Consider the following 20,040-nt stretch of genomic DNA (forward strand, 5'->3'; position numbering starts at 1 on the left):
CTACGTTTTTGTTTATTCATATCGTAAACATTCAATTGGATCAAGTTTTGCAGCTTTGTTAGCTGGTAATAGTCCGAATGCAATACCGATTAGCATTGAAATACCTACTGCAAGAAGTCCAAGTTCTTTTGAGACAACGAGTGGCCATCCAGCAAAGATTGAGACGATCCAAGCGAAGAAAATACCGAGCATGAATCCGATGAAACCACCAAGTCCTGTTAAAATACAAGATTCGATTAAGAATTGTGTTAATACTTTACCACGTGTTGCACCAAGTGCTTTACGAATACCAATCTCGCGTGTACGTTCTGTTACAGATACAAGCATAATGTTCATTACACCGATACCACCAACAAGTAAGGAGATAGCAGCAATACCACCGAATACCATTTTCATCATACCGATTGATTCGTCTAGTTGTTTCGTAAATTCACCTAAGTCTTGTGCTTCGAATTTGTGCTCAAATTTAGGAGCTTTCATTTCGTTTAAAACAGAAACAGCTTGTTTTTCTACACTTTTACGTTCTGTCGGAGAGGTCATTGTTAATCTTACAGAGTCATACTCATTTACTCCTGAAATGACAGGCGCATTTTCAAGTGATGTATAACCTTCAGGCATAGGCATTCCAAAGTCGTTTTTCGTTTCGTATACACCAACTATTTTATACGGCTTTCCTTTTATATCTGTGTATTGATTGGATTCCCAACCACTACTAAATAATTTGTTGAAAGCTTCTTCATTTAATATAACAGCAGGGATTGCTTGGTTTAGTTCACTGTCATTTAATTCACGACCGTGAACTAATTTTATTTTCGAATCTGTCATAAAGGAGCCTGTTCCACCTTTTAAATCAAGATTTACATCTTTTGAACCAGCAGCTGCTTTTACTTTCATACTTACGTCTGGATACACATCTTTAACGCCTGGTACAGTTTGCAGACGGTTTAGCATATCAGGTGTGATTTTGGCACTATCTGTTCCGTAATCAGGATTGTTGTAGTAAATCGTTACTTCATTATCTTTTCCTTGGCCTAATTCTTTTTTAAACTTTGCGTTTGTACCATCACCCATCGAGATGATAGTAATAATGGCACTAATACCGATAATAATACCTAACATTGTTAAGATAGAGCGCATCTTATGAGCAAAGATAGAGGAAAGGGCCATGCGTATATTTTCACTCGTATTCAAAATTAACCCCTCCAATCTTGGACGATATTTCCGTCACGAATTACAATTTGACGTGCTGCAGCTTCCCCGATTTCACGATCATGGGTAATCATAATAATTGTTGAGCCTTGTTTATTTAATTCGTAAAAGAGGTCCATAATTTGTGTGCTTGTTTTCGTATCAAGTGCTCCCGTCGGTTCATCGGCTAAAATGAATTTTGGGTTATTTACGATTGCACGTGCAACAGCGACACGCTGCTTTTGCCCACCGGACAATTCGTTCGGTAAGTGAGTAGCGCGATCAGCTAAGCCTACTTTTGTTAAAGCAGCTAACGAGCGCTCACGTCTTTCTTTTTTATCGACTCCAGCGTAAATAAGAGGTAGCTCTACATTTTGAAGTGCTGTAAGTCTAGGTAATAACATGAAGTTTTGGAATACGAATCCGATTTCTTTATTACGTACGTGTGCAAGTTCTGTTTCAGACATGTTTGAAATGTTTTGACCAGCTAGTTCGTACGTACCTGTCGTCGGTTTATCTAAGCAACCGATAATGTTCATTAATGTTGATTTACCAGAACCAGAAGGTCCCATAATCGAAGTGAATTCTCCTTGGTTCAGTGTTACATCAATTCCGTGTAATATTTGAACGGACTCTGCACCATTTTGGAAGGATTTCGTGATGCCTTTTAAGTTAATCACTGGGCGACAACCTCCATACCATCTTTTAAGTCTTTTTCAGGCTTAGAGATAATTTCCTCTCCTTTTTTCACTCCAGAAACTTTTGCTTCGCTATCAGTCTCGAATTCAACAGTAACTGCTTGTTCTTTCGCTTTACCGTCTTTTACAACGAAGACAACATTTTTGTCACCTTTTTTCACGATACTGCTTTTCGGAATAATTGTACCAGTTGCTTCGCCAGATTTACTTGTTACGTAAACGTGGAAGCCGTTTTGTAGTTCGTCACTATTATCTAATGTGACAGTGAATTGGTAATTAGAAACAGTTTTATTTTCATCCATGCTCTTTAAAGGTGTAGAACCGATTTCTGTTACTTTTCCTGTCCAAGTCTTACCAGCGACAGTTTTTGATGAAACAGTTACTTCTTGCCCAACTTTCATACTAGCAAGCTCATATTCAGAAAGTTGACCTTTTACTTTAAATTGACCAGCGTGACGAAGAGTAATTCCGCTCATACCTGTTTTTTCGTCAGCAGTTTTTACGATATCATCAATTACGCCATCAGCAGGACTTGTTACAGAAAGATTGTTTACTTTCTCTTTTGCAGCTTTAATCATTTCATCAGCTTTTTCAACTTCAAACTTTTTCATTTCAATTTGTGATTCTAATTGCCCAACTTCGGCTTCTGATGCTTTTAATGCTTCAGCAGGAAGGCCTGCATTTTTATCTTTTTGTAATTTTTGTTTCGCTGTATCAATTTGTTTTTGGAGCAACGTTACTTCTTTTTGTGCGATTTTCTTTTGCATTTCTGCTTCTGTTACACCTTGTTTCGCAGTCGGATCATTGTATTTAAATAGAAGCTGACCCTTTTTCACTTCATCGCCTTTTTTCACAGCTAATTCATATGTTCCTTTTGTTGGATCGAATGAAATAGTTTCAATTCCATTTGGAATAACTTCGCCACCAAATTTTTGCGCGTTTTGGATTTGTTTTTCGGTTACTTTATATCCGCTATATGCCATTGCTACATCTGAACCGCCCCCAGCAAATGCAAAGTATGATCCAGCTGCAATTCCGATTGCTACTACACTAGTAATTAACACTTTATTTTTCTTTTTCATCTATTTATCACCTTTTCGTTCGTTTTAGTATCTACATTAAGTATAGAAGAGGTGAAGAATCTGACAAATCGTTTTAGCTTACAATAACCTTACAGTTTTGTAAGGTATGAATATGTAAATGTAAGGTAGAGCTTGTCCAAGTGTAAGCAAATGAATTGACTCGTCGTTTCTTTCTTACAATAATATTGTATGAAGGAGAGGAGGAAGGAAGATGGAAGCTTATTTTAGTGCGCATCCATTAAAATCGTTTATTCCATACTCAAGGCAACATGCCATTATATTATTTATTATGTTGGTGGGGATATTTTTTCTGTATCAATACCAAGATGTATTACGTCAAAGTGAATGGAATATAACGGTTCGATATGCAATTGCATTTTTATTTATAGGTAGTGAAATTGGGCTTCATATGTGGGAGTGGAAAGCGGGGATTTTTGAGCTAGCTACTTCATTACCGTTTGAATTATGTACGATTAGTTTATTATTAGCGTCGATTATGATCGTAACGAAAAGTTACCGCATATATGAGATTGTATTTTTCACGGGAATTATTGGTGCATCACAAGCTATTTTAACGCCAAACTTGCAGTATGCTTTTCCGCATTTTCGTTTCATTGAATATTTTATCGCGCATATATTGCTCATTTGGGCACCACTCTTTATGACTTGGGTGGAAGGATATCGTCCGACAGTACAATCTATTAAACGCACAATGATATTTTTAAACATATTGATTCCAATTGTTTCGTTTGTAAATTACAAAACAGGTGGTAATTATATGTTTTTAGCTCATAAGCCAGAAACAGCTTCATTACTTGATATGTTAGGGCCGCATCCTTACTATATTATTTCATTAGAAATAGCTGCGCTTATTGGATGTTTTATTTTGTATATGCCATTTGTGAAAAGAGAAGGGCATGCGCATAAAGAATCACTAGGATCATAACCTAGTGATTTTTTTATATAAACATTTACAATTCAGAAAATTAAGAATAAAATTAGGGGGTAAATTATATAGAGAGAGAAGGGAAAACGTGGTCAAAAAAGTTTTTCTGAATGGGATGGAAGTGACGGTTCAATTTATTATTTCGATTTTGGGTATTATTTGTTTAGGGGCACTGCCGAAATTATTTTATGGATTTGAGCTGCATGCATCAAGGTACATACAGAGTTTAAAAGAAGTGTTTGTGAACTTAATGGATATTTCCAATTTGCAATATGTGAAAGGTAAATTTTTATTTCCGCAGTTGTTCGTCCATTATAAAGAAACGATTATTATTTTTTTAGCGGCTTTTTTTATTTCATTATTTGTAGCATTTTGTATTGTTTATGTAATTATGAGTAGTTCACCGCGTATACAACATCGAATTAAATCATTTCTTATCTTCCTAGAATCCATTCCAGATATCCTTCTTATTTTAGTATCACAAATTTTAGTTGTATGGTTTTTTAAACAAACAGGTTTTTTACCTTTTCAAATTGCTTCAATTGGAGGCGAGTCGATTAGGGGGTTGCCAATATTGTGTTTGAGCATCCCGACTACGATTATGTTTGTAAAAATGGTCGTGCTTCGTTTTGAAAATGAACTAGAAAAACATTATGTACTATTTGCTAAGGCGAAAGGGCTGGGGCGCTTTCATATTTTAAATCGTCATATTTTACGAAATGTGTTGCTTAGTACATTATTCTTTGCGAAAACGAATATCTTTTTTATGTTATCTAATTTATATATTATAGAATGGATTTTTAATACGGGTGGTATTTTTATGTTTTTGAAATCGTATTTCGGTATTAGAGTTGAGGTTTTCATCGTTAGTGTGCTTCTTATATATATTCCGATTTTCATTTTATTTAAATTGTTTCATTATCTTATTCCGGCTGCGATGAAGGAGAGATTATAATATGTGGACGTATATAAAACGTGATAAAAGATTTTGGATAAGCATTGGGTTTCTTCTCCTATTAGTTCTTTTGAGCATCGGAAATACGTTATGGAATGATGGACATATTAGACAAGTTACATTGCAATATGATGCGGATGAAAATCCACAAGTGCCACCGTTTCCACCTTCATTACAATTTTTACTCGGGACAGATCGGAAAGGGTATGACCTGTTACATTTAGTCATTGAGGGCGCGAAGTGGACGATTGGTATATCTATTTTAATTGCGGCACTTAGAATGGTAATAGGTGTGTTTTTCGGTGTCGTACTCGGAACGTATATAAAAAGAGGATTTTCAAAAATTGAGGCTTTCTTTGATAGTTTTACAGTTATTCCGACAGTTATGATTGCGTATTTTTTTCTTCAATCTGCAAATGCATTTGGAAGCGGAGAGGAGACAACAACCTTTTTTGAAAGGGCTTCGTTTCAAGTGGTATTACTTGTACTGCTTGTAATGCCAGTTATTGCACTGTATGTTGCGAAGGAAGTTCGTAAATTGCGAACGGAAGAATTTGTTGATGCCGCGCGCATATTAGGTGGATCGAGAAGACATATTGTTATAAAACATATTTTTCCGCATCTCTATATGCCGTTTATACTCGTATTTCTTCAGTAGTTTACGCAGACTCTTACTATTTTACTGCACTTAGGATTACTTGAAGTGTTCTTTGGTGGGACTGTAATGTTTGGTGGACAAATAAAAGAGGTGGAATCTTATACGCATGAATGGTCAGGTTTAATTGGAGTATACTTTAGGTCATTAACAGTGAATCCGTGGATCCCTCTCGTTCCGATTACATTTTTTGGACTTACTATTTTTTCAGGAAATATGATTGTAAAAAGTATCGAAGAGGCGATGATGAAAGTAAGGTTAGGAGGAGAGCTAAAGAAGGATCTTGTAGAAGAGGAACAATCTGTTGTGCATTCAAAAGAAGAGTTGTTTACGTTTAAACATACGATGTAAAGAACCTAGGAAACTAGGTTCTTTTTATTTTATTATATTACAATATCGTAAGAGAGATGTAATGAAAATCGATAGGGGAGAAATACAATTTCGTATACACTTTATGTATAGAGAAATACGAGAGCGGGTGAAGGTATACGATGGATTTTTTAGAAGTATCAAAACGTAGTATAAAACGAAATATAAAAGATTATTTTCTATACTTTATTTCATTAGTAGGTAGCATTATTATTTATTTTACATTCGTATCGATTAAACGAAATGAAAGTGTAGTAGCTCTTTTAAAAGAATCGGATAAGGTGGAAACGACATTTACGTTTGCACAAATATTGTTAATTATCTTTTTAACGATATTTATTTTTTATTGTAATAGCTTCTTTTTGCGAAAGAAGAAAAAAGAAATTGCGCTATATAGTTTACTAGGTATCCGTAAAGAAGAAATCGCGAAGTTACTTTTTTATGAAACATTATTAGTTGGTGGTGCGGCAAGTGTATTAGGTATTCTTGCTGGTCTATTTATAGCGAATATGTGCGCGGGGCTTCTCGTGAAGTTAATGGGAAGTGCGTTTACTTTTACATTTACGATTTCATTTGTATCTATAGTAGAAGTTCTTATAACGATAGGCGCAATTTTCTTTATTGCATCATGGAAAAGTAAAAAGTTAATTTATGAGCATCGTTTAGTTGAATTACTATATGGTGAAAATCAAAAAGAAGAGGCACCTACGTATTCAAGTAAGAAGGCAAAACGAGCGGTTGTTTTATTAATTACAGGTTATATCATTGCGTTACTTACACAAGTTTTTGGATTTGGAGCAATTTTTATTACAGGTCTACTTATTTTTGGCTGTATTGTAAAAGGTACGTTTTTACTATTTGAGCAATATACAGTGAAATCACTCCATACAATCAAGGGAGATAAAACGAAATATTGGAATGGAACGAACATTTTATCGATTTCTTCATTGTTCTTCAGAATAAAAGGAAACGTAAAGATGCTTGCGTTATTATCTTTATTAAGTGCGGTAACATTATGCACCATTGGGGTGAGTTCCAGTATGTATTATGGGGCGCAGAAGACAGCGACCTTAATGAATCCAGTTAGTTATGAGTATGTAACAACTGGAAAGGAACTAGATAAGAAGGTTAGAGAAGAAATTCAAAAACATGAATTAGCAATTAAAAATGAAACGTCTGTAGCTATGCTGTCTATGCAAGGGAAGATAGATGGAGAACAAATATTAACAGGGTATTTAATAGGTAATGGTAATGTGCAAATGATAAAAGTGACAGATTATAATAAATCAGCTTCTATATTAGGCAATACACAAGTTATTCTCGGTTCTGAAAAGGAAGTTGTTTTATTAGATCCGTATAAATCATATAACATCGAAAAGAATTCGCTTGAAGGAAACAATGTGTTCTTTGAAGGGATGAAGGACGATATTACAATCGTTGATCATCGAGAGGAAACAATTATGAGTGCGAAACTTGCACCAGTGGGGCTTGTTGTTCGAGATTCGTTATTTAATAAGTTGCAGCAAGGAAAGGATGTTTCAACAGTTAGTGGATTTATCGTTGAAGGAAACGGTAATAGAGCGCTAACGAAAGAGCTAGGGACAATCATTCCTAAAGAAGTGAAATTCCAATCATTTGAAGAGGCGAGCCAATCTGAATTGCAAGATGGTGCAGTGTTATTATTTGCTAGTATATTTTTAGGGATTGTCTTTATTCTTGCAACAGGCTGTATTTTATACTTTAAACAAATAACAGAAGCGATGGCAGAGCGACCGGCGTACGGAATGTTAAAGAAAATCGGACTAACGAAAAAGGAAGCAAGGGAATCTGTAAGAAAGCAAGTAGGTGCAATATTCTTAGTACCACTATTTCTTGCGATTGTTCATACGTTCTTTGCATTTTTAAGTTTGATGGGTTTTACAGGAATGTTTGAATATAGTCTTCCCTTACTAGGTAGTATAGGAGTGTATATCATAATCTACTTTGGTTATTATATGTTAACTGTTCGTTCTTACACAAATACTGTATTTAATAATAGAAGATAAAAAGAAGCAAGCATGTATTTCATGCTTGCTTCTTTTCTTTATTTTGTAGAGACTTCGCCTTCCGCTTCTGTTTGCGGAATAAAGTATCCGATTATACCACCGATTATTGCTGGAATGATCCAGCCAATTCCTAGGTTATAAAAAGGAATTGTGTGTACGATATTAGCGATAAAACTTGGTATCAATTCCACATTATCAAGTGCATGAATACAGCTAATAATGAATGCTGCGATCATTGCTCCGATGTAGACAGAAGGTTTACGTTTCGTATATTTATCAATAAATGATACGAAAATTAAAATGATTGTAATTGGATACAAAATGATTAATACAGGTAATGTGATTTTAATTAATAAGCTTAATCCTAAGTTTGAAATCACGAAGCTAAAAATACAAACGTATAGTACGAGCTTCTTATATGAAACGTTTGTTAGTACTGTTGCGAAATAGTTGGCGAACGCACTTACAACGCCGATTGCTGTTGTTAAACAAGCGAAGATAATGGCGATACTTAATAAAACATTACCGCTTGTCCCAAAGAATTGATACATAACAGTAGCTAATAGCTGCCCACCGTTTTCGAATTGTCCTAAGTTTCCGTTTGAAGCTCCAATATAACCGAGTAAGAAGTAAACAATTGTTAAGAATAGAGCAGCGATACTTCCGCAAATGATTGTATATTTTGCGATAGATTTCTTCTCTTGTATACCATTTTGACGAATTGCATTTACAACAATTGTTGATAGTACGAGAGCCCCAATTGCATCTAACGTTAAAAATCCTTCAAGAAATCCTTTGAAAAACGGGATGTCTTTATAGTCACCGATAGGTTCTGCAAACGTCCCTGGTGAAAGAATCGCTTTTGTTGCCATAATTGCAATAATTACAAGTAAAATTGGCGTTAATATTTTACCGATATGATCTACTAGCTTGGATGGATTTAATGATAAGAAGTAAACGACTGTAAAGAAAATCGCACTAAAAACTAACATAGAATACCATTGATCTGGGAAAAGTGGTGCAATCCCGATTTCATAAGATACAGATCCAGTTCGTGGAATAACAAATAGTGGGCCGATTGAAAGATAAATAATGATAGCGAATACTGCTGCGAATTTTGGATGAACACGGCTCGCTAAAGTGTTAAAACTACCACCAGCAAGGGCAACAGCAACGATAGCAAGTAAAGATAAACCGACGTCTGTAATAATAAACCCTGTAATGGAAACCCACATATTTTCTCCGGAAGAAAGACCAAGAAGGGGCGGGAAAATCATATTACCAGCACCGAAGAAAACTGCGAATAGTAATAAACTAATCGAAAGTATTTGCGCTGGTTTTAAAGTTGTATGCATATAAAGAAAATCCTCCTAATGAGTGTTTTTGTCGAAAATTCAAATAATTTGTCGAGTAACTGTTATTATTTTAAAGGTCTGATGACTAGAAAGCAATAGGGAATTTTGAAAATATTAAAAAATAATGCATTAAATCGAATAAATATACTATTTATATGTTTAATAGGAAGGGTTTAACTTTTAACATAAAAAAACACATATCGCTAGGATACGTGTTTTAAAAAAATATTTTTTTATCGCGTTCTTCTTTTAAAATTTCAACTGCTTCTCGGAAACGTTGTGAATGGACAATTTCTCGTTCACGTAAGAAGCGTAGGCTGTCATTTATATCTGGATCATCTGATAAGTTAATGAGCCATTGATATGTTGCGCGTGCTTTTTCTTCAGCTGCAATATCCTCGTATAGATCGGCAATTGGATCACCTTTAGCCTGTATATAGGTTGCAGTAAATGGAACACCAGCAGCGTTATGGTAATGAAGAGCACTGTCATGATCAGCGTAATGAGGGTCAAGACCAGCAGCTTTCATTTGTTCAGGGGTCGCATCTTTCGTCAGCTTATAAACCATCGTAGCAATCATTTCAAGGTGAGCAAATTCTTCTGTACCAATATCAGTAAGTAGGCCAATGACTTTATCAGGAATTGTATAACGTTGATTTAAGTAACGTAGTGCAGCAGCTAATTCTCCATCTGCACCACCGTATTGCTCGATTAATAATTTTGCAAGTGCGGGATTACAAGTTCCCACTTTAACTGGGTATTGTAATTTCTTTTCATAAATCCACATAGTTTCTCTCCTTTATATTTGCCATGGCCAAGGACCTTTGCTCCATTCCCAAGGGGCATTAGAATAGCTGTTTCCAAACTGTTGGAGTGGTCCGTATTTTTCTTCCATCTTTTGTTTTAATACTCTCCGCTTATAGGAAAAGTCATTAAATTGATTAATCGCGGCGGTGTCATCTGGATGTGTATCTAAATAAAGAGTGAGTTCAACTAGTACAAAGTCTAATTCTTGAAGCTCCAGTAAAAGCTGATAGTATTCTTCTGGTAGCGATTGATTCACGTCAGTAGTCACCGCCCTTTTTTATAAGGATTTTCATAATAGTCATAAAAAACAGGCCATAAAGTCCCTTTTTGTAGTGCTTCTTTTGGTGTGAATTGAGGCAAGTTTGGCGGTTGAAAGCCTAAAAATAAATTAGGAGGAGTAGAATAATATTTTTTTCCGATAGGAGGACAAGGATCGAGAGGACTATGATAGGGCACGAATGATCTCATATATTTATTCATGAATAAACCTCCTTACATGTTCATTACTACGTATTGTATTCAGACATAATGAGCATTTATGACACATATAAAAAAGTAATAAGTACAGGGGGAATGAATGTGGAGAATGTAAAGAATTTAATCGTGTTAGAAGTAAAGAACTTAAAGGAAACTCTGTATTTTTATGAAGGGATTTTAGGAATCAAGCCTAGTTTAGAAAGACCCCAATTAGATGTAACAGGGGTTTGGTATGATACTGATTCAACGAGAATTAGTTTTGTAATGAATCGTAGTTTGGGTGGGCGTGAGAAGAGTGTTACGGATGCGGTTGATGTTCTAATGTTTTCAATTTCTAACATAGAGAATTTAAAGAAGAGGTTAGTGTTTTATAAAATTGCATATACAGAAAACAAAAGTGAGAAGAGTATTGTAGTACAAGACCCAGATGGATATAAACTTCAAGTGATAGAGAAGGATGAATAAACGGAGGCGATTTAGTGGAGAGGAATTATGAAGAAAGTGCGTTGTTTGAGCATCAATTTTGGCTAAGGGTGCTTACTGATCATTCGCAATTTTTACTTGATGCATTAGCTCCGAAGGAAAAAGAAGATATAAAGAAGGCCACATATTTTCTTGAAACATTTACGAATCTTTTAAATAAAGTTCATAATGTGAATCTCATTGCATTTTCAAAAGAGGCAGAACGAGCCGCAAAGGAAATACGAACGTTTAAATTAAGTATTATACAGAAACAACTCGAGGGAAAAATCACTATTCATTTTACACCAACTTTCATCAATCATATGGTAAATGAAGTAGAAGAATATATAACGGTGTTAGAATTTTTAAAGAAAGGAGAAGTTCCGCCTGTTTTTCATGAATTACATTACCATCTCGTTTGGTTAACGGATGCGGCTGGTCATGCAGGCTCTATTTCTGGTGGATTAGATCTTGTTGAAAAAAGATTGAAAGAGAAAAGTGAAGAATTTACGAAGCACTTTGAACAATTTTACTTAAAGGCAGTTGAGATGACAGGTTATTTACGGACAGAGCTTCATCATTTTCCTGCATTAAAGAAGTTTACAAAAGATGTTTCACTTGAGTTAAAATTATTTTCGCATTTTCTCCATGAGGTTGAAGAGATGGAGTTATCGAATGAAATATTAAGTGCATTATCTGCTAGAATGGCGGATCATATGGCAAGAGAAGAATGTTATTACTTATTAAAATTAGCACAATCTTCTGGACTTGAGATGCCAAAATGTAATCCGCTTTAAAGAAAAAAGAGGTCAATTTTATTTGGCCTCTTTTTCTGTTTTATTGTCTCTTTTTATTTTTGCTTGTTCAATACTTGCCTGTAATGTCTCCATAATATTGATGATGTTTGGAGCAGGAGAGATGGTTTCGGTTTTTTCCTGTTGTTCAATTTTATTTTCGATTAATTCGGTAAGAGCTTCTTTATATTCATCTGTATATAACTCTTGTTCGAAAGGATTTGTAAGATGGTGGATTAAATTGATTGCTGCTGTGAGTTCTTGTTTTTGAATCGGATAATTTTCGTTACTTGGTAAGTTAGGTGTATTTGTTATATCGCGAATTTCATTAGGGTAGTGAATAGTTTGTAATATAAGCCCATCTTCAAAGTTACGGATAATAGCTAAATGTTGTTTTTTTCTAATGGAAATATGGATAAGACCAAGTTTATTCGTACGTTCAAGAGCTTCTTTTAATAATAAATATGATTTTTCATGTCCTAGGGTAGGTCCTATAAAATAAGAGCGATCATAGAGAACAGAATCAATTTCGTTATTTTGGACAAAAGATATAATACGAATGGATCGTGGTTCATGAGCTTGTTGTAATTCAGCTAATTCTTTTTCATCCATAATAATATATTTATGAGGTGCGTATTCATAGGCTTTTACAATATCGTTATCATCAATTTCTTCATCCGTACAATCGGGAGCGAACTTTTTATATTTAATAGGTGTTAAGCATTCTTTATGAAGACTTAAAAATTTTATGTCGTTTTCTTCTACGGCACTATATAGTTTGATTCCTATATTTAATAGTCCAAGTGAAAGTGCACCTTTCCATACAGTATGCAAATGAAACATCTCCTTTCGTTCAAAAATGATTATGTATATTATGAGATAGTAAGAAATTTCCTATACGTTTTTTGTTTTTTACGGAAGGGATTGGGATATAAAATATATTGACAAGCCCTCTGAAATATTTTAATGTGAGTGTATAAAATTGTGTATAAAGGGGAGTAACTTATTACAGTAAAGTCGTCATTACAGGGAGAAACCCTCGGCTTTATTGGCAACGTTTCGTTGTTAGTGAGACCTTTACCAGCAATGGTAAAGGCCCCTTTCTGTCTTTTTGAGGACCCTTACCATATTTGGTAGGGTCCTTTTCGTATACAAAGAGAGGAGATATAAAAATGAAAAAACTTATTAGTAGATTAAGAGTTGTATTTCATGTTCGCCGATTTGTTCCATTCCTATTTGACTTTTTCACTTCAAAAGAGGTTTCAATAAAGAAGAAAACTTTATCTATTGCGTTTTTAGTTGGTTATGTTGCGATGCCACTCGATTTAATTCCAGACTTCCTGCCGTTTATCGGTATTTTAGATGATATTGGAATTGTGTTATTTATTTTGAACCGAATTGTAAAAATGGCGCCAGTTCAATTACAAGAAAAGCATAACGTAAATGTAGGATAGGAGTTAAAAATATGGAGCAAATTATTTTAGATATAATCGAATTTTTAAAGCAGTTTTCTTATTTTGGAGTTGTGTTAGCATTAACGTTTGAATTTATTCCGGCAGAAGTAGTTTTGCCCATGGTTGGGTATTGGGTATACGAGGGTGATATGAATTTTTGGCTTGCTGTACTAGCCGGAACGCTTGGCGGAACGACAGGACCGTTAACGTTATACGCACTCGGTTATTACGGTGGCCGTCCTCTATTAATAAAATACGGGAAATACTTCTTCATTAAAGAAGAACAAATTCAAAAAGCAGATGATTTCTTTGAGAAATATGGACCGGTTGTAGCATTTGTTGGACGCTTTGTACCGGGAGTTAGAACGCTTATTTCTGTTCCATGCGGTATGGCGAAAATGAACATATGGAAATTCAGCATATATACATTTGTAGCAATGTTCCCGTTAACGACTTTGTATGTTTATTTTGGAATGAAATTAGGTCCGCATTGGGAAAAAGCAGCAGATGTTGTTGGGCAATATATGCTACCGATATTAGGGGGCGTTATTCTTATCGTTGCTAGTATCTTTGTCTATAAATATATGAAGAAAAGAAACAAAACGGAATCTATCTAGTCATTTGAATATTTTTTGAAAATAGATGAATAGTACAGGCAAAAGACTCTGAGGGACATACACATATAGGGAATATAAAAGAGAGAGGGGAAACAACTATGTCTTGTGAGTGCTCAGGGTCCGCATTAACTTGTTGTCCAGATAAAAATTATGTGCAAGATAAAGTGTGTAGTCCGTGGTCTGCTACTGTAGTTGCAACAGCAATTGATAATGTTCTCTATACAAATAATATTAACCAAAACGTAGTTGGTACTGGTTTTGTTAAATATGATGTTGGACCAGGCCCAATTACTGTAGAAGCGCTTGATTCTGCTGGGGGTACAATTGATACACAAACATTAAACCCAGGAACGAGTATTGCTTTTACGTATCGTCGCTTTGATAGTATACAAGTTGTGTTACCTGCAACACCTGCTGGAACGTATCAGGGAGAATTTTGTATTACAACACGTTATCTACTTTCATAGCAGAATAGGAGAGGATCGAAATGGGAATGAGAAGTTCCAGTTTGTCTTGTTGTTCTAATAAAACACTTGTGCAAGACCAAGTATGTACAGACTGGTCTATTACAGGTGCTGGTACTCAAATTGTATATACAAATAATATCACGCAAGAAGTATATGGTTCAGGTTACGTGAAATATGATGTAGGAGCCAACCCGATTACAGTTGATTTTTTAGTAGGTGCAACAGTAGTTGATACAATTACTGTACAACCACAAAGTAGTGGTACTTTCACTGTCCGATATTTTACTACTGTCCGAATTACTACGACAGGAACGACTGTTAATCAAGGAGAGTTTTGTATTACAGTACGTTATCCAATCTCATAAAAAGCATACCGTGAACGGTATGCTTTTTATATTAAGGAAATAATGAAATTGGTATTCTATAAGCAACATGTAAATTCGCAACAGTACTTGCCTTCTAAATATAGTGAAGGATTACTTGTTATATTGATAATATTGACCGACTGTAGGTCTTTTCCTGTGTACGATATTGTATTACCAGGAAACACAGTGAAAATATTGGTTACTGTTCCAACGATTTGAATTGTAATTGCTTCGGTGCTGCTAGTACTATTGTAAACCGAGACAGTACCTGATATAAGTAGTATCCCATCACTTTGCCATAGTATCATTGATTGTGATGCATCTTTGGCAGATGGGATGGTGTTATTCGTTATGAGGAAATTCCCTGCAAATTCATTTGTTACTCGCTCGCAATCTGGATTTGGAGGAGGGGGCGGTGGACAAGGGTCTGGACAAATGATAGATAAAGGAGCGAAACAGCCGATATTTTTTTTATTCTTCAATACAACCCCTCCTTTTAAGTTGTCTTTTACTACTATTAAATGTAAAAGCATGGCCGATGTGTTAAAAAAGAAGGAAATATTAAAAATTAAGATTGTCTAATAGGCTTAAACCTTAACTTATCATTAGCGTTATAGAAAAGATTATATGTGAATAGTCATAGGAAAAGAATGATCAGACTCTTTTAGACAAAAGGTGGTTGTATACAATAGTATGAGGAATGTTGGACTTAATTTCTAATTAACTGTATATTTACAAAAATCTAATAAAGTTCATTTGTTATTTAAACGACATTAACATGTATTAGATAAAATAGCCCTTGTAATGAATCAATTATTATGAGGAGGATTCACGTGGACAGAAATGCTTTAAGAAAAGTAAAAGGCCTTATTGGATTATTAATGGTTTTTGTATTAGCGTTCGTATCATTTCCGTGGAGTACATCAGTCAAGGCAGAAGAGAAAAAGCAAGAAAAGGCATCAAGTGAGAAGAAGATAGTTTTTCCAGTTGTAAGTGATGTGCATATTAAAAATAGTGGAACGGATGATACGTTTCGCTGGAAAAGAGCGATTGAACAGTTTAATACATTAGCACCGAAGCAAGATGCGTTCGTAATTGTGGGAGATTTTACTGATTCAGGATCGGTACAACAGTATGATCGTTTCATGCAAGTATATAATGAAAATGCAAATAAAGATGCGGTACGAATGAACTCCCTAGGGAATCATGATTATTGGAACGGCTTATCAGAAGCTGGAGCACAAAAGAGGTTTTTAGAAAAAACAGGTATGGAATCAATTTATTATCATAAAGTGGTAAAAGGTTATCACTTCCTTGTTATGTCTCCAGAGAATGGAACAACTCACGGATATTATTCAGACAAGCAAATTAATTGGTTAAAAGAAGAAATGGCGAAAGCGCAAAAAGATGATCCAACAAAACCAATTTTCGTATTTTTACATCAACATATTAAAGATACAGTGTACGGTAGTCATGAATGGGGAACACAAGATAGTGCAAAAATTAATACAGTATTAAAGGAATATCCACAAGTTATTACATTTTCGGGTCATTCGCATTATCCGTTAGACGATCCAAGATCGATTCATCAAAAAGACTTTACATCAGTTGGTACTTCTTCAGTAAGTTATATGGAAGTTGAAGGTGGTAAAGTACAAGGGAATATCCCGCCAGGAGCTAGTACGTTAAGCCAAGGTTTATTAGTAGAAGTAGATGATAAAGAAGTAACGATTAATCGTCGTGATTTCCATACGAATTCTTGGACAGGCGAGCCTTGGAAAATTAAATTACCAGCAAAGAAAGAAACATTTACACATGTAGAAGATCGTGATAAAGAAAAGCCTTACTTTGCTAAGGATGCAAAGCTTGCTGTATCAAATGTAACAGAAAATGCGGCAACAGTAACATTCCCACAAGCATTGGACAACCTTCTTGTTCATTCTTATCGTGTACAAGCTAGAGATAAGCAAACGGGAGAAATAAAGAATAAATTGTTAGCATTCTCAGAGTTTTATCGTGATCCAGTGCCAAAAGACCTTACATTTACACTTGCAGGATTAGATGGCGGGAAAACATATACACTTGAAGTCGTTGCAATTGATTCATTTGGCAATGAAACCGCACAGCCGTTAACTGCGGAAATTACTACGAAAAAAGATAATATTGACCCGAATGTGAAAGTACCAAAAGCTGATGTTTTCGATGTAAACTTTGCAGATGGTACATTTAAAGACAATTCACCATTTGGTACAAAAGGTGATGTGAAAGGCAATGTGACTATTGAATATGATAAAGCATTGAAAAAGAATGTGATGAAGTTAAACGGACAATCTAATACATTTGGATACCTTCCATTTTCAGCAGCACAAAAAGAGAAAGTAGCAAATACATTTACGCTAGAAACGGTATTTTCAATGAATCAAATCCGTGGCCAAGGTATTTTGCAAAATACAGAGAGCGGCGGAATTGGATTTGAGTCTACAGGAAGTGGATATGTTGAATTATGGGCTCACATTGGTGGCAGCTATAAACGTGTTGGAGTTCAATTAGAAGCGAACAAAACGTATCATTTAACAGGAACGTATAACGGAAGTGAAGTGGCAATTTACGTAGATGGTAAAAAAGTAAATAGTCAGCCAGCTACTGGGAAAGTGTATCATCCAAACGTACCATTTGCATTTGGAGCGGATCCTGATAGTAACGGAAATGGTGGTATTCCGTTAAATGGACAAATCGCGCTTGCGAAATTATATAGTAAAGCGTTAAGTTCTTCAGAAGTATTAGCGGCGTACAATGAGTTCTCTAACCGTACGAAGTTAGAGCAAGTGAACGCGTTATATGAAGAGCTTGGAAAAGTGAAAGAAGTGTTAGCTGGTACGTATGAGTTTGGTGATAAGCCAGGTCAATATTCAAAGGAAGCATTTCAAGAACTAGAGAAAAGCTATAACATTGCAAAGCAAGCATTTGAAAATGTAGGAAGTACTGGGGAACAAATTATTCAAACATATAACGAATTAAAAACAGCTAATGTAACATTTGTACAATCTAAAGTAGTAGAACAACCGAAAACACCGAAAGAAAAATTACAAATCAATATTGAATCTGCAAAAGTAGTAGTGAAAAAAGCGCAAGATGCAAATGTAACGGACGGTTCAATGAAAGCACTGATTCAAAAAATTACAGTGGCCGAAGCTGTAGTGAAAGATGTAAAAGTAAAAGATGCACAGGTAGAAACGATGAATCGTACATTAGAGTATACGATTTCACTTGTTGAAAAAAGCATAAACAAATAAGAGAGAAGAAAAGAAGCTTATCATGATAGGCTTCTTTTTTGTTATACTAAAAGTAGTATAGAATGAAGGAGCGAATAATTTGGAACAGAAAAAGCTAAAAAGAATTCTTGAATATGTATGGATTGCGGTTGTGCTCCTTGTAGGATATTATTTCTTAAAAGAGAAAAGTATTTGGGTTTTATTTTTAATGACTTTCTTATTAGCAGGACTAGGAACGTTATTTATTAACTTTTTCTTTGATAGTTTGAATGCCTGGAAGAATAAAAAGAAGGGAACGAAGTAAAGGAGGGAATATATGCAAAAGTGGAAGCTCATATATCAGGTGATTATTTTCCTATTACTTGTAGGTATTGGAATTATTAAATACGCAACGCCAATAGGAAATTGGGCATGGTTTACAGCTTGCATCGGCATATTTTTCATTTTACAGTCGTTAACGAAAAAATATAATAGTACAGAAAAATAGCTCGCCGCTAAAACGGCGAGCTATTTTGTTATGCTTTTTTCTTTTCATCATTCGTTTTTTCGGTAGCTAAATGACTATGTTTCCTAGAGTAGAAGAAATAGAAGCATAAGCCGACTATAAGCCAAACTGCAAAGCTAATCCATGTTGTTTTAGACAAATTGATCATTAAATATAAGCAGCAAAGAATCGCGACAACTGGTAATACAGGTACGAAAGGTGTACGGAATCCACGTTTTAAATCAGGATGTGTTTTTCGTAAAATAAGTACTGCGCAGCAAACGAATGTAAAGGCTGTTAACGTGCCGATGTTTACTAAATTCGCTAGCAAATGTAAATCTAAAAGTCCTGCTAATAAAGCGGCAACAACGCCAGTAATCCACGTATTTAATAAAGGGATTTTTACTCTTTTATTTACACGTGCTAACGCTTTTGGAAGTAGACCGTCACGGCTCATTGCATACGAAACGCGAACTTGTCCATACATAACGACTAAGAGAACGGTTGTCATTCCAGTCATCGCTCCGACAGCGAGTAGTCCTGCAATTGTATCCTCACCAACGAAATGCAATGCAAATGCAACTGGATCAGAGACGTCTAATTGCGTATAAGGAACCATACCTGTTAAAACGAAAGATACAATCATATATAAAACAGTACAAATAAGAAGAGAACCGATAATACCAATTGGTAAGTCACGCTGCGGTTTTTTCGTTTCTTCTGCAGCGGTTGCGATTGCATCAAAACCTAAAAAGGCGAAGAACACAGTGGCAGCCCCAGTAATAATACCGTCGTATCCGAATGGGATGAACGGTGTCCAATTTTCAGGTTTTACATATTTTGCACCTGCTACGATAAAGGCAATGATAACAGCTAGTTTAATAAGAACCATAATATTATTAATGCGTGCACTTTCACGTATACCAAAACTTAAAAGGCCAGTAATAAGAAGTAAAATGCAGACAGCTGGTAAATCGATGAGACCACCTTTTCCTACGCCGGGGGCCGAGGCGATTATGGCGGGCAGGTGTATATTGAATCCTTGTAGTAATGATTGCAAATAACCAGACCAACCGACAGCTACTGCCGCGACTGCAAGTAAATATTCGAGCATTAAACACCATCCGACGATGAAGGCGACGACTTCTCCGACTGTCATATATGCGTAAGTATACACACTTCCTGAGACAGGAATAGAAGAAGCAAATTCAGCATAACAAAAGGCTACACAAGCACAAGTAAATGCAGCGATAAGGAATGATAGCATAATACCAGGACCAGAATGTTTTGCTGCAACAATACCTGTTAATACAAAGATCCCTGTCCCAATTACGGCGCCGATCCCTAAAAACGTTAAATCGAGTGCAGTTAATGTTCTATCTAGCTGCTTTGGTGATTCAGTACTAAGCGCTTTTTTTCGTAATAATGACTTCACTTTGGACTCTCCCCCCGTTTTTTCATTTCCATAACTGCGACTATAGTATGAGCCCATTAAAAAAGAGTAAGTAAGTGGAGGTGCAGTTATGGTATGTAGTTTTTTAAAATTGC

The 20,040-nt window shown here is 35.4% G+C and carries 22 protein-coding genes and 1 pseudogene; 13 read left to right on the top strand and 10 right to left on the bottom strand.

Going from position 1 to position 20,040, the window contains the following annotated elements:
* Positions 1–12: 12 nt before the first annotated feature.
* The 3 genes from MHH27_RS04495 to MHH27_RS04505 are packed head-to-tail and all read right to left on the bottom strand — an operon-like array spanning position 13 to position 2,968.
* Positions 13–1,167, bottom strand: a complete 1,155-nt coding sequence (locus tag MHH27_RS04495) for an ABC transporter permease (RefSeq protein ID WP_416135369.1) — start codon at positions 1,165–1,167, stop codon at positions 13–15.
* Between the two features lie 26 nt (positions 1,168–1,193).
* Positions 1,194–1,868: an ABC transporter ATP-binding protein gene (locus MHH27_RS04500; protein ID WP_000609100.1), complete on the bottom strand. Its 675-nt coding sequence runs from the start codon at positions 1,866–1,868 to the stop codon at positions 1,194–1,196.
* Entirely contained in the window at positions 1,865–2,968 is a 1,104-nt protein-coding gene (locus tag MHH27_RS04505; RefSeq protein ID WP_053565182.1) for an efflux RND transporter periplasmic adaptor subunit, read from the bottom strand. Before MHH27_RS04505 ends, MHH27_RS04500 begins: the two co-directional genes overlap by 4 nt.
* Positions 2,969–3,179: 211 nt before the next feature.
* Between MHH27_RS04505 and MHH27_RS04510 the strand changes: the two genes are divergently transcribed.
* The 4 genes and pseudogenes from MHH27_RS04510 (at position 3,180) to MHH27_RS04525 (ending at position 7,938) form a co-directional block, all read left to right on the top strand.
* Entirely contained in the window at positions 3,180–3,914 is a 735-nt protein-coding gene (locus tag MHH27_RS04510) for a YwaF family protein (RefSeq protein ID WP_098251171.1), read from the top strand.
* Between the two features lie 88 nt (positions 3,915–4,002).
* Positions 4,003–4,869 carry an ABC transporter permease subunit gene (locus tag MHH27_RS04515; RefSeq protein WP_340941736.1) on the top strand — a complete coding sequence of 289 codons (867 nt, stop codon included), beginning with the start codon at positions 4,003–4,005 and terminating at the stop codon, positions 4,867–4,869.
* Position 4,870: 1 nt separating this feature from the next.
* Positions 4,871–5,875 (top strand): annotated as a pseudogene (locus MHH27_RS04520) (ABC transporter permease).
* Between the two features lie 140 nt (positions 5,876–6,015).
* A complete protein-coding gene (locus tag MHH27_RS04525) occupies positions 6,016–7,938 on the top strand; it encodes an ABC transporter permease (RefSeq protein WP_098251169.1) in 1,923 nt (640 codons plus the stop codon).
* Positions 7,939–7,976: 38 nt separating this feature from the next.
* Here the strand turns inward: MHH27_RS04525 and brnQ2 are convergent, their stop codons facing one another.
* From brnQ2 to MHH27_RS04545, 4 genes are all read right to left on the bottom strand, one after another.
* Positions 7,977–9,293, bottom strand: a complete 1,317-nt coding sequence (brnQ2, locus tag MHH27_RS04530) for a branched-chain amino acid transport system II carrier protein BrnQ2 (protein WP_098251168.1) — start codon at positions 9,291–9,293, stop codon at positions 7,977–7,979.
* Between the two features lie 217 nt (positions 9,294–9,510).
* Entirely contained in the window at positions 9,511–10,080 is a 570-nt protein-coding gene (cotJC, locus tag MHH27_RS04535) for a spore coat protein CotJC (RefSeq protein ID WP_000265273.1), read from the bottom strand.
* A 12-nt stretch (positions 10,081–10,092) separates the two neighbouring features.
* On the bottom strand, positions 10,093–10,356 hold the full coding sequence (locus MHH27_RS04540; RefSeq protein WP_001076510.1) for a spore coat protein CotJB: 264 nt from the start codon (positions 10,354–10,356) through the stop codon (positions 10,093–10,095).
* 8 nt (positions 10,357–10,364) lie between these two features.
* The gene (locus tag MHH27_RS04545) at positions 10,365–10,580 is read right to left on the bottom strand and encodes a spore coat associated protein CotJA (RefSeq protein WP_001046257.1); all 216 of its coding nucleotides are present in this window, start codon (positions 10,578–10,580) and stop codon (positions 10,365–10,367) included.
* 48 nt (positions 10,581–10,628) lie between these two features.
* Between MHH27_RS04545 and MHH27_RS04550 the strand changes: the two genes are divergently transcribed.
* Together MHH27_RS04550 and MHH27_RS04555 are read left to right on the top strand one after the other, a co-directional pair.
* Positions 10,629–11,042: a VOC family protein gene (locus MHH27_RS04550; protein WP_072939912.1), complete on the top strand. Its 414-nt coding sequence runs from the start codon at positions 10,629–10,631 to the stop codon at positions 11,040–11,042.
* 14 nt (positions 11,043–11,056) lie between these two features.
* Positions 11,057–11,836, top strand: coding sequence for a DUF2935 domain-containing protein (locus MHH27_RS04555; protein ID WP_000440991.1), 780 nt, complete (start codon positions 11,057–11,059; stop codon positions 11,834–11,836).
* Positions 11,837–11,854: 18 nt separating this feature from the next.
* Here the strand turns inward: MHH27_RS04555 and ku are convergent, their stop codons facing one another.
* The gene (gene ku / locus MHH27_RS04560; protein ID WP_098251167.1) at positions 11,855–12,667 is read right to left on the bottom strand and encodes a non-homologous end joining protein Ku; all 813 of its coding nucleotides are present in this window, start codon (positions 12,665–12,667) and stop codon (positions 11,855–11,857) included.
* Between the two features lie 338 nt (positions 12,668–13,005).
* On the opposite strand from ku, the gene MHH27_RS04565 reads away from it, so the two are divergent.
* From MHH27_RS04565 to MHH27_RS04580, 4 genes are all read left to right on the top strand, one after another.
* The gene (locus MHH27_RS04565) at positions 13,006–13,287 is read left to right on the top strand and encodes a YkvA family protein (protein ID WP_000733855.1); all 282 of its coding nucleotides are present in this window, start codon (positions 13,006–13,008) and stop codon (positions 13,285–13,287) included.
* An 11-nt stretch (positions 13,288–13,298) separates the two neighbouring features.
* Positions 13,299–13,904, top strand: a complete 606-nt coding sequence (locus MHH27_RS04570) for a DedA family protein (RefSeq protein WP_000435017.1) — start codon at positions 13,299–13,301, stop codon at positions 13,902–13,904.
* A 98-nt stretch (positions 13,905–14,002) separates the two neighbouring features.
* Positions 14,003–14,371, top strand: a complete 369-nt coding sequence (locus tag MHH27_RS04575; RefSeq protein WP_340941740.1) for a DUF3992 domain-containing protein — start codon at positions 14,003–14,005, stop codon at positions 14,369–14,371.
* Positions 14,372–14,391: 20 nt separating this feature from the next.
* Positions 14,392–14,736 carry a DUF3992 domain-containing protein gene (locus MHH27_RS04580; protein WP_000525819.1) on the top strand — a complete coding sequence of 115 codons (345 nt, stop codon included), beginning with the start codon at positions 14,392–14,394 and terminating at the stop codon, positions 14,734–14,736.
* Positions 14,737–14,792: 56 nt separating this feature from the next.
* Here MHH27_RS04580 and MHH27_RS04585 read toward each other — a convergent pair whose 3' ends face one another.
* Positions 14,793–15,218: an S-Ena type endospore appendage gene (locus MHH27_RS04585; RefSeq protein WP_098251166.1), complete on the bottom strand. Its 426-nt coding sequence runs from the start codon at positions 15,216–15,218 to the stop codon at positions 14,793–14,795.
* A 351-nt stretch (positions 15,219–15,569) separates the two neighbouring features.
* On the opposite strand from MHH27_RS04585, the gene MHH27_RS04595 reads away from it, so the two are divergent.
* The 3 genes from MHH27_RS04595 (at position 15,570) to MHH27_RS04605 (ending at position 18,495) form a co-directional block, all read left to right on the top strand.
* Complete coding sequence (locus MHH27_RS04595; protein WP_340941743.1) at positions 15,570–18,029, top strand: FN3 and LamG domain-containing metallophosphoesterase family protein; 2,460 nt, start codon at positions 15,570–15,572, stop codon at positions 18,027–18,029.
* Positions 18,030–18,108: 79 nt separating this feature from the next.
* Positions 18,109–18,312 carry a hypothetical protein gene (locus MHH27_RS04600; protein ID WP_000435797.1) on the top strand — a complete coding sequence of 68 codons (204 nt, stop codon included), beginning with the start codon at positions 18,109–18,111 and terminating at the stop codon, positions 18,310–18,312.
* 12 nt (positions 18,313–18,324) lie between these two features.
* On the top strand, positions 18,325–18,495 hold the full coding sequence (locus tag MHH27_RS04605; protein ID WP_001174835.1) for a hypothetical protein: 171 nt from the start codon (positions 18,325–18,327) through the stop codon (positions 18,493–18,495).
* A 28-nt stretch (positions 18,496–18,523) separates the two neighbouring features.
* On the opposite strand, the gene MHH27_RS04610 is transcribed toward MHH27_RS04605, so the two are convergent.
* The gene (locus MHH27_RS04610; protein ID WP_153592908.1) at positions 18,524–19,984 is read right to left on the bottom strand and encodes an amino acid permease; all 1,461 of its coding nucleotides are present in this window, start codon (positions 19,982–19,984) and stop codon (positions 18,524–18,526) included.
* Between the last annotated feature and the right edge of the window lie 56 nt (positions 19,985–20,040).

Source organism: Bacillus sp. FSL L8-0152, from assembly GCF_038006365.1.
GTDB lineage: Bacteria > Bacillota > Bacilli > Bacillales > Bacillaceae_G > Bacillus_A > Bacillus_A cereus.

What these genes read in the sequence shown, in the direction of transcription:
- MHH27_RS04605 (WP_001174835.1), top strand. Translation starts at nt 18,325, where the DNA reads ATGCAAAAGTGGAAGCTCATATATCAGGTGATTATTTTCCTATTACTT.
- MHH27_RS04495 (WP_416135369.1), bottom strand. Translation starts at nt 1,167, where the DNA reads ATGGCCCTTTCCTCTATCTTTGCTCATAAGATGCGCTCTATCTTAACA.
- MHH27_RS04550 (WP_072939912.1), top strand. Translation starts at nt 10,629, where the DNA reads ATGAGCATTTATGACACATATAAAAAAGTAATAAGTACAGGGGGAATG.
- MHH27_RS04575 (WP_340941740.1), top strand. Translation starts at nt 14,003, where the DNA reads ATGTCTTGTGAGTGCTCAGGGTCCGCATTAACTTGTTGTCCAGATAAA.
- MHH27_RS04565 (WP_000733855.1), top strand. Translation starts at nt 13,006, where the DNA reads ATGAAAAAACTTATTAGTAGATTAAGAGTTGTATTTCATGTTCGCCGA.
- brnQ2 (WP_098251168.1), bottom strand. Translation starts at nt 9,293, where the DNA reads ATGCATACAACTTTAAAACCAGCGCAAATACTTTCGATTAGTTTATTA.
- MHH27_RS04525 (WP_098251169.1), top strand. Translation starts at nt 6,016, where the DNA reads ATGGATTTTTTAGAAGTATCAAAACGTAGTATAAAACGAAATATAAAA.
- MHH27_RS04580 (WP_000525819.1), top strand. Translation starts at nt 14,392, where the DNA reads ATGGGAATGAGAAGTTCCAGTTTGTCTTGTTGTTCTAATAAAACACTT.
- MHH27_RS04610 (WP_153592908.1), bottom strand. Translation starts at nt 19,984, where the DNA reads ATGGGCTCATACTATAGTCGCAGTTATGGAAATGAAAAAACGGGGGGA.
- MHH27_RS04570 (WP_000435017.1), top strand. Translation starts at nt 13,299, where the DNA reads ATGGAGCAAATTATTTTAGATATAATCGAATTTTTAAAGCAGTTTTCT.
- cotJC (WP_000265273.1), bottom strand. Translation starts at nt 10,080, where the DNA reads ATGTGGATTTATGAAAAGAAATTACAATACCCAGTTAAAGTGGGAACT.
- MHH27_RS04545 (WP_001046257.1), bottom strand. Translation starts at nt 10,580, where the DNA reads ATGAATAAATATATGAGATCATTCGTGCCCTATCATAGTCCTCTCGAT.
- MHH27_RS04505 (WP_053565182.1), bottom strand. Translation starts at nt 2,968, where the DNA reads ATGAAAAAGAAAAATAAAGTGTTAATTACTAGTGTAGTAGCAATCGGA.
- MHH27_RS04510 (WP_098251171.1), top strand. Translation starts at nt 3,180, where the DNA reads ATGGAAGCTTATTTTAGTGCGCATCCATTAAAATCGTTTATTCCATAC.